Here is a 14,403-nt window from a genome sequence, read left to right on the forward strand (position 1 = left end):
GGTGGAGGGGGCCCCTTTCATGCCACCTCCTTTGCTAAAGATATAACCCTTGTCTGCAGCCCGGGTTCCGATCGCACCAAGCTGCGATGGAACCGATCCGAAATGAAGGGTCGTCTTTTTTCATCTGCATCGAAGGCAGAAATCACTCTGCACGCGGTTTCCCTGCGCTTTTTCTCTCCGGCAAAATCTGGGAACATTTGTCGCCGCGCGTGGTTCTCGCATAGTCGGCAACAAGAGGTTTGAGGATGAGCTAGCTTTTGATCTCCATGTTCGGCCCGATGACGCCGCCTTTTATACGCCAGAACAGATTGCCGCCGAACGCGAGTGAAATCGTATGCACCGGCTCTAGGTTACATCCGCGGCAGGCGACGGGGGGCGGGCAACCTGCCGCCGGCTGTCAGGCAAAGTGCACGGTCTTCGAAAGGTGAAGTTCGTGCGCGACACGTGTCGATGAGATGCTGTTGCCCATATGACCAGCGTTGCAGTCGCATTCATGGAGGCAGACCTCATGCAATTCACTGTCAACGGCGAAGCAATCGATATCGAGGCCGATATCCGCACGTCGCTGCTCGATCTTCTACGCAATGTTCTCGGGCTCACGGCAACGAAGAAGGGATGCGATCAGGGAGCCTGCGGCGCCTGCACGGTTCTTGCCGATGGCGAACGGATCAACGCCTGTCTGGCGCTGGCCGTCCAATATCAGGGACGAAGCATCACGACGGTTGAAGGAATTGCCTCCGATAGCGAACTTCATCCGCTGCAGCGCGCCTTCGTCGAGCACGAGGGTTTCCAATGCGGCTACTGTACACCCGGGCAGCTTTGCTCCGCGATCGGCATGATGCGTGAGGTCGACGGCAATGTTCCGAGTGCCGTCACGCAAGATCTGACCGCCACCGCCGTTAGTTTCAACGAGCAGGAAATTCGCGAACGGATGAGCGGCAATCTTTGCCGCTGCGGAGCATATAACGGCATCGTGGATGCCATCTCCCAGACATTCGCCGAGACCAGCACCCGCGCAATCGGGAGGGCACGCGCATGAACGTGTTTTCCTATGAGCAAGCCTCAAGCGCGGCAGCCGCCATCGACCTCGCCAAAACCAGTCAAGAACCCCGTTACCTTGGAGGCGGCACCAATCTCGTCGATCTGATGCGTGAAGGCATCGAACGGCCGGAGACGCTGATCGACATTACACGGCTGCCTGGCGCGATCGAGCGGCGTGTGGACGGTGGGCTTTTGATCGGCGCGGCTGCACGGAATACCGCACTCGCGGCCGATCCTTATGTGCGCTTGCATTTTCCGATGCTAGCCCGCTCCATCCTTGCCGGCGCAAGCGCCCAGATCCGCAATATGGCGACAGTCGGCGGCAACATATTACAACGCACGCGCTGCCGATATTTCTATGACGATGCCTCGCGTTGCAACAAAAGACAGCTGGGCGCGGGATGCGATGCCAAGGATGGCTTCAATCGCTATCACGCCATTGTCGGCGCCTCGCAGGACTGTGTCGCGACCCACCCATCCGATATGTGTGTCGCGCTGGTGGCGCTGGATGCAGTGTTGCATCTTGACGGGCCGGAGGGTGCACGGACGATACCGCTGTCCGATTTCCATCGTCTGCCCGGCGACCGGCCCGATATCGAAACGGAATTGCGGCAAAACGAGCTGATCACCGCGATCGAGGTTCCTGCGTTTCCCTTTGGTCGTCACTCGACCTATCGCAAGGTACGCGATCGAGCGAGCTATGCCTTCGCCCTGGTTTCCGCCGCCGCCGCCATCGATATCGACGAGGCGGGCAAGGTCCGCGACATCAGGCTGGCGCTGGGCGGCGTGGCGCATAAGCCTTGGCGCGCGCTGAAGGCGGAAGCGACGCTGAGAGGCGAAGCTGCCACCGCCGCCAGCTTTCGTGCTGCCGCCGAAGCGGAACTCGCAAGCGCCGTCGGGCTGAAAGACAACGAATTCAAGATCGAACTGGCGAAGCGAACCATCGTTGCGGTTCTCGACGAACTGAAGGGAGAGGGCGTATGAGCGCACAATCCGACACCCGGAAGGCACGACCGGGAAGCTGGCAGCCTGCCACCACATCCGATCCGATGCTGCGCAAGCACGGTTCTCTCGGAAGGCCGATTTCGCGCGTCGATGGGCCGCTGAAGGTCCAGGGCAAAGCGCGTTTCGCTGCCGAATATCCCTATGAGAACATTTGCTACGCCGCACTCGTCTTCAGTCGGATCGCCAGAGGCCGGATAACGAGGATCGAAACCACGGCCGCCGAAAGGGCACCGGGCGTCGTCCTGGTAATGACCTATCGGAATGCGCCGCGCATGAAGGCGCCGTCTTTGATGATGTCTTCGCCGTCGGCGGCGGGAGCAAGCGATCTTCCCGTCATGCAGAACGATGAAATTCACTGGAACGGTCAGGCCGTTGCTCTGGTGCTCGGCGAGACACAGGAGCAGGCCGACCATGCGGCATCGCTGATCGAAGTAGACTATGCATCGCTGCCAGCCGTCACCTCTTTCGAGGAGGCCAAGAAGAAGCCACGTCAGCTCGAAACATTGCTTGGCCAGCCGCCGATCCTGGAGATCGGCGACGCGGAAAATGCCCTCAAGGCATCCCCGGTGCAGGTGGACAATGTGTATCGAACGCCGCGCTATAACCACAATGCAATCGAACTTCACGCCGCGACCGTTGCCTGGAAAGGGGATGAACTGCGCGTGCATGACGCCACGCAGATGATCGATCTCACGGCTGGGCAGCTTGCGGATATCTTTGGCATCGATAAGGAAAAAGTGCGCGTCAGTTCGCCCTATGTGGGCGGCGGCTTCGGCGGCAAATGCCTTTGGGATCACCAGATCCTGGCATGCGCCGCGGCCAAGCTCGCGCAACGGCCTGTGCGCATCATGCTGTCGCGCGAAGGTGTCTTCCGCCTTGTCGGCGGCCGCACGGTGACGGAACAGCGCGTCGCGTTCGGTGCCGACAATGACGGTACATTGAACTCGCTCATTCATACCGGCATTGTCGCCATGACGCTGCACAATTCATGCCCGGAGCAGTTCACCTTTCCTGCGCGACATCTTTACGCCGCCAAGACGTTTCGTCTAGCGCAGGAGGTAGCCGACATGGACATGCTGGCAAACACCTTCATGCGGGCGCCAGGCGAGGCTGTCGGCACGTTTGCGCTGGAAAGCGCGCTTGATGAGCTCGCTGACAAGCTCGGGATCGATCCGATCGAGCTACGCAAGCGTATCGAGCCGGAGAAGGACCCGACCAGCGGCAAGGCCTTTTCATCCCGTCACATCATCGAGGCTTATGAGGCGGGGGCGAAGCAGTTCGGCTGGCATCGCCGCAACCCGATGCCGCGTCAAAGCCGGGAGGGCGAATGGCTGATCGGCATGGGCTGCGCGACGGCAACCTATCCCTATCACCGCTTTCCCGGCACGGCGGCCAGCATCAGGCTCACGGCCGATGGCCGCATTACGGTCTCCACCGCGGTTCATGACATGGGCATGGGAACAGCAACGGCTCAGACGCAGCATATCGCGGCGCGTCTTGGTGTTCTGGCCGATCGCATCACCTTCGAATATGGCGACAGCGCGCTGCCTCGCGGCGTGATTGCCGGAGGCTCGACGCAGACGGCGTCGATCGGCGGTGCGGTTATCGCCGCAACGGAGGTCTTCGTCGAAGAGCTGATCAAACTCGCAGGCAATGCCTCGCCCTTGGCTGGCCTCTCGCTCGCCGATGTCGAACCGCGCGACAACGGCATCGGTCACCGCAACGATCCCGGCCGTTTCGAAACCTATGAATCCATCCTGCGCCGCTCCGGTCGCAGCGAACTCGTCTGCCAGGCCGACGCGCCGCCGCCGGCGGAAATGGAAGCTTTTTCCATGCATTCTTACGGCGCCCAGTTCTGCGAAGTGCGGGTTAGCGAGATCACCGGCGAAATCCGCGTCACCCGTTTTCTCGGTTCCTTCGACGCGGGCCGCATTCTGAATGCCAAAACCGCAACCAGCCAATTCAAGGGCGGGATCGTCATGGGCATTGGCCTTGCATTGACTGAGGAGACGAATTTCGACGAACGAACCGGCCGGATCGTCAATGCCTCGCTTGCCGAATACCATGTGCCGGTGCAGATGGATGTGCCGCGGATCGATATCATCTATACAGACAAGGCCGATCCTCAGGCGCCAATGGGTGCGCGGGGCATAGGCGAGATCGGCATTACCGGTGTCGGCGCAGCTGTCGCCAATGCCGTGTTCAACGCGACCGGCAAGCGCATCCGAGATTTGCCTATTACCCTCGATAAGATGATCTAGGACAGGAAATGCAACGGCCCCATAGGCGCGGCAAGGAAACGGCGAGCAGCGACACTTCCTTCAGGAGCCTGCCGGCGGCCTCGGCTTGCTTCGCGTCGTTCTTCAAAGCGGTACGAAGCGCAATATTCGTATAGACGCATATTTAATGCTTCCCCGCCTGGCCGGAGGCGGCAATCTCGTTCATTTCCTCAATGGTCTACGGCTTTTTGACGTTGCCTGCGTGCCGGCCGATAAACTTGTCAATGATCCCGGCTGGCCGGGCGGCCTGTACGCGAAGCTTACCTCCCGGGAGCTTGTCGAACTCGATCCGTTGTGCAGTCTTCTTCGAAATTCTCGAATCTCATGAAAATGCCAGCTTCGTAAGCGGCCACGATAAAAGCGTCTTTCGCAATGTCGGGATTGGATTTACCCTCCATAGCGGACCGGCAAATTATTAACGCATCCTGGTAAGCCTGAGCTTCTTCGGCTGGCCAATATGCCAGCAGAAAGTCTAAAGCTTCCGAACTACTCTTGATCGTCTGAAACTCTCCGAACGGATGTAGTCGGAAGCTAACCGGCCCATGCCATATTCCACGCGTCAACATAATAGACCTCTCGCGATGAAACGGCATCAATGAGATCTTTGTTCCTGAAGAGATTTCGTAAAGCATCTTGCCGGCATTCAATTAGGCGAGGCAGCAGCAATGCATAGAAGCTCCTGTTCGCCGTCAAGAATAGCAAATCAGCCCAGAAATGAGCCGCGAAAATATCAGGTTCTTTCTGTTTAAGTATTAAACTGGAACCATTTTTTCGAGGTTACGAGGTTCTAACTTACCCGCTCATGAAGGAAATGCCGTGAACAGACGTCACCTGACAACCATAACCCTCGCCACCATACTTCTGACCGCTGCGTCCGTCGATGCTGCCGATTTCTCCGTCACGCCGCTGAAAGACGGTGATACCTTCACCGGTTGCCTCGCTCAGAACACGGCGACAGGCGTCGGCTTTCTCGCCGTTGGCGACAAGGTCGTCCTGTTTGCCAATTCTTCGAAGTTCACTTTCGCCAAGGGCGACCAGGTGACCGGCTCGTGGTCGGTCGATGGCGGCACGGCCACGAATTTCTCATCGACGGCTGACACGGCAGCAACGGCAACGATCGACGTCCCGAATACCACCGAGGCCGTTATGGCGCTGACCAGCGGCAAGTCGCTGAGCCTGACCGCCAACAGCACCACCGCCAATTTCAGCCTCACGGGCGGCGAGAAGGCTTTTATGGACCTGTCCGAATGTATGACCACCCAGGCGGCGCCGACCGCTAACTAAGCCGCACCCATTTGCGAATGATATGGCGGGTACCACGTTTCCCGCCAAATTAATTACTGAGCAACTGTCTGTAGTTTGAAACGATTATAATCGAGTGACATCATGAAAAGACTTCTTTTTACATTCGAGGGCCGCATCACCCGCAAGAAGATGTGGCTCGCGGTACTTATTCACATTATCGCCGCTGCCGTTGTTGGCCTTCTTTTCACGCTCCTTTGGTCCGTGATTCCCGGCTCCATCACCGAGGATGGCACGTACCACGTTGAAGGGGCCACAGCCATTCCCTATATCGTGCTTGGCCTTGCCTATATCGTCTTCAGCGTTTGGTCGGGTCTCGCCGTCGCCGTCAAGCGGCTACATGACCGTAACAAGTCTGGGTGGTTCTTCTTAATCCAGTTCGTCCCCCTGATTGGTAGTATCTGGTATCTGGTGGAGGTCCTGCTTCTAAAGGGCACCACGGGCTCGAACCGTTTCGGCGAGGACGCGACCGCCGCCTGATACGCCCAGAGCACAATTAGAACATTCGAACGATGTGAAACTCACGCCAGAAGCGGTGCCAGGATATGCCTGACACCGCTTTTGCTTTCAGTTGCAGTCCGCGGGGTGTAGGTCCTGGGTTATTCCTTCAAGAGCTTCGAAAACCACTCGGCGTTAGTCACAGGGGCGGAGCCAGCACCCGGTGCTTGTGTTGCCCATACGGTCGATATAGGCGAATTGGCTGCGGCAAGGACGGTCATACTTCCGCCGATGGCGCCGAACGTCTTCGATCGGACGCAGTTATGCCCGCAACCAGGGGGCATGTCCTGCGCGCAGCCGAGACGAGAAGTTTGCTTGCGAGAGCGTCATGCTTTTCCATTAAATTGCGGCCGCGATGCCATTAGAGCATTTCCAGGAAAAGTGCGTAGCGGTTTTCCGTCCGGAATGCGTTGGGAAACAGGAGGATAGAGCGTTTTCGCGATTCGAAGAAAAGCGGAAATGCTCTAGCGCTTGCCGAATGCGCGCAGAAAGGTCTTCGTTGCCTCTGCTGCCATGCGGTGGACCTCTTCCTCTTGAGTTGGACGGCCGATCTGTTGGTTGATCCGCAGATCTGTTGCGAGCAGCGCCATGTACTGACGCGCAGCCAGTGCCGGATCCTCTATGTCCAGATGGCCAGCCAGCGCGAGCTGCGCCAGTCGTGCCGCGATGGCGGGATATTTCTTGCCCGGTCCGTATTCCTTCCAGGTCTCAAACAGTTCGGGAAATCTACTGCCTTCGGTCTCGAGGAGCTTGCGTAGCCAGCGGCCGTTCGGATCGCAGACCGCCTTGCGCAGGAGAAGCGCTGAAAATTCGGTCAGTTCCTTTTCGAGATCGATAGGCGCAACGGGAAATCTGTCCAACACCCGAAAGAAGTCGGCGCTCGACTTCTCGGTGATCTCCGCAACCACAACCTTGAACAGATTATCCTTGTCGCCGAGTTGATTGTACACCGTCTGACGCGACACGCCGGCCCTTGCTGCGATGGCATCGATGCTCGCCGCCGCGAACCCGTCCTCGGCAAAAACGTCTGCGGCCGCGTTCAGAATTGCCTGACGTTTGCTGGTGGCGGGCGGACTCTCTGTCTCGGAAGAAACCGCTGCGGGCGAAGTTTTCATGACACCACCATATAGGACTTGACCAATTGGACAATGCTGTCCAAAATATTTTACAGGAATGACGAGCTGTGCGTTGGAACCGTCTCCGTCTTTCCGCTGTCCCATCTATAATCGCCCACTCAATCCCCGTCACATGCTTTTTGTATGAGACTTTGCTTCGTCCGGGGAATGGTGTGCGGGAAAGGTTTTTCCGTGCAGAGCAAGGATTCCGTTTCATCCCCCGGGGCCGGCGGCTCCCACCATGCCATCGTCCTTGGCATTCTTTCAGCCGCGGGTCTCTTTGCCCTCGACATGTATCTACCCGCGTTGCCGACGATCAGTCTGGATCTTCACGCTGACAGCCATGCAGTTCAGACAAGCCTGATCTCCTTCTTTGTCGCCATGGCTGTGTCGCAGATTATCTATGGTCCACTCTCGGACATGTTTGGCCGCAAGCGGCCCCTGTATGTCGGTCTGGTGCTCTACATCCTCGGCGCGATCGGCTGCGCGCTCTCTACCGACATTGGCTGGCTAGTCGCCTTCCGTTTCATTCAGGGCACCGGCGCCTGTGCCGGCGTCGTGATTGCCCGCGCCATCGTGCGCGACCTGCATACGGGGGCCGCCGCCGCGCAACTGATGTCGCGGCTTATGCTGGTCTTCAGCATTTCACCCATCCTGGCGCCGCTCGCGGGCAGCATCGTGACAGTGTTCGGAAACTGGCGACTGATCTTTTGGGTCATGGTCTTCGCCGGTGTCGTCGGCTTCGCCGCGGGCCGCTTTTTCCTTGAGGAGACCCGGTCGGTTGCGGCGCGCAGTGAAAGCAGCCTCGGCGGCGCATTGAAGGCCTATGGAACACTCCTCAAAGACCCGTACTATCTCGGTTTGGTGCTGATGGCCTCTTTCGGCATGTCGAGCTACATGATCTATGTCGCCAACTCCTCCTTCGTACTCATCGGCCATTACGGGCTCTCTCCGACCTTTTACAGCGTGGTGTTTTCGGTGAATGCCATCGGCTTCATCGGCATGTCGCAGATGAACGGCTGGCTTGCCCGCCGGATCGGTTTGCGCAAGGTCATTCGCGGTTCGGTTTCGGGTTATGCGCTGACGATGTTGGCGCTGGCTGTGCTGATGGCCGGTGGCGTCGACCGCCTCGACATCATGGCGGCCTTCCTGTTTGCGGGCTACGCTTTCCTTGGAATGATCGTGCCGAATGCGGCAGTACTGGCGCTTGAACACCATGGCCGCATCGCTGGCACCGCCTCGGCGATGATGGGAACGGTCCAGTTCATGACATCGGCGCTGGTGGTTGGTATCGGCGGTATGTTTATGGACGGTACGGCGAGACCGATGGTCGTCATCATCGCTATCTGTTCGGCCATCGTATTCCTCCTTTCGATCGCCGCGCTGAAGAGCAGGCAGGTGGTGGCGGCTGAATAGATCTTGCTGCCGCAGATAGCAGTGGCCTGTGCGGCCGCTCGCACCGAAGCCTCTTCGGCGCGAGCGGAGTGCCCTTCGGGGTGGCTCCAAAATTTTCGGATAGCGGAGCTTCGCGCCTACATCTCTTTTTCCCACCAGCCGCGGGTGTTCACCTCAGTGGCGTCAGCGAGGGCTTCCAATTCTGCAATGTCGCCGCCCGTGAGGGTGATGCCGGTGGCTCGGACGAGACCATCGACGTGGTGGGGTTTGGTGACGCCGACGATCGGCCTTGTGCCTTTGGCAATGGCCCACGCCATCGCGACATCGGGAGCTGCCGCCCCGCGGCTCTGGCCGATCGAGGCGAGCTTGTCCGTCAGCGCCTTTAGCCGAGGTAGCATGCCGTTGTAAGCCTCCGCCCGGCTGCTTCCTTCAGGCAGCGGGTTCTCCGGACTGTACTTGCCGGTCAGGGCGCCCTGTTCAAGCACCATGTACGCGAAGAATGGGATACCTTGGTTGCGGGCGTAGTCCAGAATGCCAGCTTGCTCGGAGCTGCGGTAGAGCAGACTGTAGTGGTTCTGGATGGCCTCGACCCGGAAGCCTGCTTCCCCGAGGATCTGGTTGGCAAGCTTGATTTCGCTCAGGTTGTGATTCGAGACGCCGACATGTTTGACCTTTCCACTTTTCAGCAACGCAATCAGATGTGGGGTCCAGCGCGCCACGTCGGCTGGATTGTGAATCCAATAGAGGTCGACATAGTCGGTGCCGAGGCGTGTCAGGCTCTGCTCCAGCATGTCCGCTACCGGATTATCGCCGGTCCCCGCCGCCTGTGGGGTGAACTTCGTGGAGAGCTGGTAGTTACCCCGGGCATAGCGCTGCAGTACTTCCCCGAGGACGGTTTCTGAACGGCCCATGCCATACACCATGGCGGTATCCCACAGGGTGAGGCCGGCCGCATGCGCCTTTTCCGCGACCTCTTCCAGGTCAGCCTGAGTGATCCTGCTGCCGAAGTAGCCGTTGCCACTCGCGCCGCTATCGCCCCAGGCCCAAGTCCCCAGTGCGACCGTGGGGATCTTTAAATTATCGATTGTCATATTGGCTCCCTACTTGTTCTGCTGTCAGGTTCGCTGTGACCCGGACCGCAGACATTATGAGAGGCCGCGACGCCGCGCCGTTAGCCCGATGGGCCGGAATTGCTGCCCAATCCTCCAGAAGCCGCGCGGATCCGCCTTGCTGCCCCTCCGCTTGCGTGCAATGGTCCGGTTTATGGAAACACTGACCGAAATCTCTGCGGTAATTGCCCGGCACGTGTCGAAGGACGGTTTCCAGGCTACTCCCATCGAACGGATGACGCTTGCTCGATCCTCCACAGTGACGATGCCGATGCCGAATATATACCGGCCGCAACTATGCCTTGTCGCACAGGGGCAAAAGGACGTGACGCTGGGCGACCGCGTGTTCAGATATGCGCCGGGCCGTTATGGGATCGTCACTTACGACCTGCCGGTGACGGGACAGGTGGTCGAGGCGACGCCCGACAAGCCTTATCTGTGCCTGTTCCTCGATTTCGATCCAGGCATGCTGGGACAGTTGGCATTGCACGTGCCGCCGCCGGCGGGAGCGCCTTCTCGGCCCATCGGCAAGACGGTATCTGACGCCAGCGCCAGTCTGCTCGATGCGGTGCTGCGCCTGCTGCAGCTGCTCGACGATCCCGCAGCGTTGCCCGTACTCGGACCGCTTGTCGAACAGGAAATTCTCTATCGTCTGCTCGCCGGCCCGGATGGTGCCAGGATGCGCCAGATCACCTCCAGCCAGGGGCGGGTGGCCCAGGTCGGCCGCGCCATCGCGTGGATCGGGCAGAACTTCCGGGAACGGTTCAACATCGAGCGGCTTGCCGCGGAAGTTGGCATGAGTCCGTCGAGCCTGCACGAGCATTTTCGTGCCGTGACGGCGATGACGCCGCTGCAATTCCAGAAGCAGCTAAGGCTCCAGGACGCGCGCAGCCTGATGCTGGTCCAGGACATCGATGCTACGACTGCCGCCTTCCGTGTGGGTTACGAGAGCCCGTCGCAGTTCACTCGCGAATATCGCCGTCACTTTGGAGAACCGCCCGCGCGCGATATAGCCCGCTTACGGGCTTCTGGCTTGGCAGTTGTAGCTTGAGTTCAGCTTGTTTTGCTCAGGAAGCGTGTCAGCTCTTTGCGTCAGGGGCTACGATGAATGCCCGCATGCATCGAATACTGACGGTTGCCCTGTGGCCGGCATGGCGGCTCACTTCTTTCAATCAATTTGCCTTGGCAAAACGCTCGATGCAAAAGTCCTCCAACGGGATATCCGTTTTTCCTGTCGCCATTATTTCGGCCATGACGTCGCCAACACCCGGTCCGAGCTGGAAGCCGTGGCCCGAAAAGCCGAATGCATGGAAGAGCCCCGCCGTCGTCGACGACGGCCCCATCACCGGCAGACCATCGTCGACGTAGCCCTCGCAACCCGACCATGTGCGTATCACTGCAACGTTTTTCAGCGCCGGTAAAATCGGCAGCAGCGAACGTAGCTGACCGGGTAGGCGAGCCGGGTCTGCCTTGGCATATCCGGTATCGAGTGAAACGTCGGTGCGCTCGGCGCCGCCACCGAAGACGATGTTGCCCCGTTCCACCTGCCGCAGGTAGCCGCCGCCGTGATCATGCGCCCAGACGCCGACCACCGGCAGAATGCGATGGGGGAGAGGTTCGGTCACGCCCATTTGCGGACCTCTGGCAGCAATCGGAACCGTCTCTCCAAACAGGGCCGCGACACGGGCACCCCAGGCACCCGTCGCGTTCAGCAACATCGAGGCTTCATGCGAGCCTTTCGACGTTTCGACCTGAAATCCGTAGTCACGTTTTCTGATCGCTCCGATGACGACATTTTCGACGATGTCGGCCCCCAGTTTTCGGGCGGCGTTCGCGAAGGCTGGCGCAATAAGACGCGGGTTGCCGCTTCCATCGTTCGGGGAAAAGGATGCGGCAATCGCGTCGGGGCCGAGACCGGGAAAACGCGACCGTACTTCCTTCGTGGTCAGCTCTTCCAGCTCCAGTCCCCAGGGCCGAGCGTCCTTGATGAAGGATCGCATCGCCTCAAGTCCTTCCTGGCTGAAGACCAGCCGCAGATGGCCGGTTGCGCGGAATTCCACGTCACGTCCGAGCATGGCCTCGGCCTGTCCCCACAGGGCAAGCGAGCGGTGAGCAAGCGGCAATTGCGGAATATATCGGCCGCTTCGCCTGATATTGCCGAATGATGCCACCGTGGCACCGCTGCCGACCCGATTGCGTTCGATAAGCGTCACGCGGACGCCGCGCCGGGCGAGGAAAAAGGCGGAAGCGGCTCCCATGAGCCCGCCGCCCAGCACGATAGCGTCCATCGAGGATCTCCAGAGGCTGAAAATAATCTCCACCTTGTCCGAGCCGGCTTGGCGCTGTCAAAGTCGGGATCAGCCTGTGCCCATAAGTCCGGCCTATGGGTTTTGCCGAACGCCAGAGCATAAGCCCGGCTTATGATCTTTGGCGTTTTCGCTCTTGGACCTTACCGGCCCGTCCATGCCAGTTTCGGGACAGGCAAAGGAAAGGAACGGATATGGCAGACGCAACAGGGCATGTTCGAGCGGCCTCGCAGCAGGATTGGAAGATCGGTGTCGATATCGGCGGCACGTTCATCGATTTCTGCGCGCTGGAAAGCCGCTCCGGTCGCGTCGCTTCTCTGAAGGTGCTGACGACGCCCGATAATCCGGGTGCGGAGTTGATGACCGGGCTTTCCCTGCTTGCCGAGCGCGAGGGGTTGCAGCCGGAGGCCATTAGTCGCTTCGTTCACGGCACCACGGTCGGCATCAATACCGTCATCCAGCGGCGCGGCGTGTCGCTCGCCCTCATGACGAATGCCGGTTTCGAGGATGTCATCGAACTCGCCCGGCTGAAAATGCCTGACGTCTATTCTCTTTTCTGCTCGCGGCCGGAACAGCTCATCGCACGCGACATGATCTTCGGCATTTCCGCGCGCTTGCGGGCGGATGGCAGCGAAGCGCAGGCGCCGGACATGAAAGCGGTTGCTGCGGCCGTGGCGGCCGCAAGGGCCAAGGGAGCGGCCGGCATCATCATATCCTTTCTGCATTCCTGGCGGGACGATGCCCAGGAAACCGCCGTCAAGAACGAAATCGAAAAACTCGCACCCGATCTCTTCGTCTTCACATCCTCGGAAGTGTGGCCGGTCATTCGCGAATATGAGCGGACGACGACCGCGATCCTCAACGGTTATGTCCATCCGCGGGTTTCGGGTTACCTGACGGCTCTCGAAGACAAGCTCGCATCGCACGGAGTGAAGGCGCCGGCCCTGCTGACGAAATCGAATGGCGGCGTGATGAATGCGGCGGAAGGAAAGCGTTCCTGCGTCCAGATGCTGCTTTCCGGCACGGCCTCAGGCGTGATCGGCGCCGCCTGGCTGGCGCGTCTCGCCGGTGAGAAACATGTCCTCACCCTCGACATCGGCGGCACCTCGGCGGACTTCGCATTGATCATCGATGGCGAGCCGCAATTCGGCACGGGCGAACTGATCGGCGAGTTTCCGCTTCACATTCCTTCGGTTTCCGTCAGCTCCATCGGCATCGGCGGAGGCTCCATTGCCAGCATCGACGCCCATGGCGTCTTGCGGGTGGGGCCGGAATCGGCCGGTTCGACACCGGGTCCCGCCTGTTACGGCCGGGGCGGCACGCAAGCGACCGTGACCGATGCCATGGCCGTCTGCGGCTGGCTCGGACATAGCGAAATGGCCTACGGTCAGTTGCGGATCGATGTCGGGCTGGCGCGCGCAGCCGTCGCAAAGCTTACCGATCGTATCGGGCGCTCGGTTGAAGAGGTGTCACAGGCCATTCTCGATATCGCGATCTCGGAGATGTTCGTCGAGGTGGAAAAGCTGGCATCGCGGGCCGGGGTCGACCTGCGGGAGTTTACCCTCATGCCGTTCGGCGGTGGCGGCCCCATGCTAGGCGCCTTTTTGGCTCGCGAATTCCGTATGGCGAAGGTCATCGGGCCGCCGCGTCCGGGCGTGGTATCGGCCCTCGGCGGTCTGGTCGCGGATCTGCGCGGCGACTTCATTAAGACGGTTTTCACGCACCTGTCGCCGGAGGCGGTGCCGTTGCTGCGGGCTTGTTCCGAGGCGCTTGCCAACGAGGGACGGAGCTGGCTCGTCAAGCAGGGGCACGAAGGGTCTGCCGAATTGCGGATTTTCGCCGACATGCGCTATGTCGGCCAAAGCTTTGAAATCGAGGTTCCGCTGCAGGCGGCTTGGGTGGCGGAAGGCAATCTCGCCGCAATGGGAGAGGCTTTCCACGCCATGCACGCCCGCCTCTATGATTTTGCCGACCCGGAGGGCGGGATCGAGATCGTCAATCTCCGTCTGTCCGCTATCGGTGCCGGACCGACGCTGAAAACAACTGCCGGCCTGGAAGAGCGTGCCGGCGTGGCCGAACCGGAACGAGAAATACCGGTCTATACGGGCACGGCGTTCGAATGGATCGGACTATATCGGCGGGACCAGCTGCATCCGGGCGGGCGTTTCAGCGGCCCCGCCGTCGTAGCCCAGGACGATACGACTTTCGCCATTCCGGCGGGTACGCAGGTAACGATCGATCGCCACCTCAACCTTCATCTCACCTTTTCGGAGTAGTGGCCCATGTTCGACCGTTCGAACCTTCAAGTGTTTGCCAACCATACCAGGGCTGCCGCCGAAAACATGGCCTATAC

13 protein-coding genes and 1 pseudogene are annotated in these 14,403 nt (G+C 59.9%); 9 read left to right on the forward strand and 5 right to left on the reverse strand.

The genetic code is table 11. The annotated features are described in order from the left end of the window. From Q4Q11_RS27070 to Q4Q11_RS27085, 4 genes are all read left to right on the forward strand, one after another. On the forward strand, positions 1-243 hold a 243-nt coding region (locus Q4Q11_RS27070), incomplete at its 5' end, for a hypothetical protein (RefSeq protein WP_498571397.1). Between the two features lie 265 nt (positions 244-508). Next, a complete protein-coding gene (locus Q4Q11_RS27075; protein ID WP_498571398.1) occupies positions 509-1,039 on the forward strand; it encodes a 2Fe-2S iron-sulfur cluster-binding protein in 531 nt (176 codons plus the stop codon). Further along, complete coding sequence (locus tag Q4Q11_RS27080; RefSeq protein WP_498571399.1) at positions 1,036-2,025, forward strand: FAD binding domain-containing protein; 990 nt, start codon at positions 1,036-1,038, stop codon at positions 2,023-2,025. Before Q4Q11_RS27075 ends, Q4Q11_RS27080 begins: the two co-directional genes overlap by 4 nt. Further along, the gene (locus Q4Q11_RS27085; protein ID WP_498571400.1) at positions 2,022-4,307 is read left to right on the forward strand and encodes a xanthine dehydrogenase family protein molybdopterin-binding subunit; all 2,286 of its coding nucleotides are present in this window, start codon (positions 2,022-2,024) and stop codon (positions 4,305-4,307) included. The genes Q4Q11_RS27080 and Q4Q11_RS27085 overlap by 4 nt, the downstream gene beginning before the upstream one ends. Positions 4,308-4,503: 196 nt before the next feature. Here Q4Q11_RS27085 and Q4Q11_RS27090 read toward each other — a convergent pair. Both Q4Q11_RS27090 and Q4Q11_RS27095 read right to left on the reverse strand, forming a co-directional pair. Further along, positions 4,504-4,629, reverse strand: a pseudogene (locus Q4Q11_RS27090) (AbrB/MazE/SpoVT family DNA-binding domain-containing protein); the annotation flags it as partial. Next, complete coding sequence (locus Q4Q11_RS27095) at positions 4,586-4,957, reverse strand: DUF982 domain-containing protein (protein WP_112509461.1); 372 nt, start codon at positions 4,955-4,957, stop codon at positions 4,586-4,588. The pseudogene Q4Q11_RS27090 and the gene Q4Q11_RS27095, both read right to left, overlap by 44 nt. Before the next feature lie 184 nt (positions 4,958-5,141). On the opposite strand from Q4Q11_RS27095, the gene Q4Q11_RS27100 reads away from it, so the two are divergent. Together Q4Q11_RS27100 and Q4Q11_RS27105 are read left to right on the forward strand one after the other, a co-directional pair. After that, positions 5,142-5,609 (forward strand): hypothetical protein, encoded by a 468-nt coding sequence (locus Q4Q11_RS27100; protein ID WP_112509458.1) that lies wholly within the window; start codon positions 5,142-5,144, stop codon positions 5,607-5,609. A gap of 102 nt (positions 5,610-5,711) precedes the next feature. Continuing rightward, the gene (locus Q4Q11_RS27105; RefSeq protein ID WP_498571401.1) at positions 5,712-6,107 is read left to right on the forward strand and encodes a DUF805 domain-containing protein; all 396 of its coding nucleotides are present in this window, start codon (positions 5,712-5,714) and stop codon (positions 6,105-6,107) included. A gap of 482 nt (positions 6,108-6,589) precedes the next feature. Here the strand turns inward: Q4Q11_RS27105 and Q4Q11_RS27110 are convergent, their stop codons facing one another. Next, the gene (locus tag Q4Q11_RS27110) at positions 6,590-7,345 is read right to left on the reverse strand and encodes a TetR/AcrR family transcriptional regulator (RefSeq protein ID WP_498571402.1); all 756 of its coding nucleotides are present in this window, start codon (positions 7,343-7,345) and stop codon (positions 6,590-6,592) included. An 87-nt stretch (positions 7,346-7,432) separates the two neighbouring features. Here Q4Q11_RS27110 and Q4Q11_RS27115 point away from each other — a divergent pair, with 87 nt between their 5' ends. Further along, on the forward strand, positions 7,433-8,656 hold the full coding sequence (locus tag Q4Q11_RS27115; protein WP_498571403.1) for a multidrug effflux MFS transporter: 1,224 nt from the start codon (positions 7,433-7,435) through the stop codon (positions 8,654-8,656). Positions 8,657-8,772: 116 nt separating this feature from the next. Here Q4Q11_RS27115 and Q4Q11_RS27120 read toward each other — a convergent pair whose 3' ends face one another. Further along, on the reverse strand, positions 8,773-9,726 hold the full coding sequence (locus tag Q4Q11_RS27120) for an aldo/keto reductase (RefSeq protein ID WP_498571404.1): 954 nt from the start codon (positions 9,724-9,726) through the stop codon (positions 8,773-8,775). Between the two features lie 172 nt (positions 9,727-9,898). Here Q4Q11_RS27120 and Q4Q11_RS27125 point away from each other — a divergent pair, with 172 nt between their 5' ends. Then, positions 9,899-10,795: an AraC family transcriptional regulator gene (locus Q4Q11_RS27125; protein WP_498571405.1), complete on the forward strand. Its 897-nt coding sequence runs from the start codon at positions 9,899-9,901 to the stop codon at positions 10,793-10,795. A 121-nt stretch (positions 10,796-10,916) separates the two neighbouring features. Here the strand turns inward: Q4Q11_RS27125 and Q4Q11_RS27130 are convergent, their stop codons facing one another. After that, positions 10,917-12,032 (reverse strand): NAD(P)/FAD-dependent oxidoreductase, encoded by a 1,116-nt coding sequence (locus tag Q4Q11_RS27130; protein ID WP_498571406.1) that lies wholly within the window; start codon positions 12,030-12,032, stop codon positions 10,917-10,919. Positions 12,033-12,244: 212 nt separating this feature from the next. Between Q4Q11_RS27130 and Q4Q11_RS27135 the strand changes: the two genes are divergently transcribed. Next, positions 12,245-14,326 (forward strand): hydantoinase/oxoprolinase family protein, encoded by a 2,082-nt coding sequence (locus tag Q4Q11_RS27135; protein WP_498571407.1) that lies wholly within the window; start codon positions 12,245-12,247, stop codon positions 14,324-14,326. The last annotated feature ends 77 nt before the right edge of the window (positions 14,327-14,403 follow it).

It is taken from the genome of Rhizobium sp. UFLA01-1127, assembly GCF_059803845.1.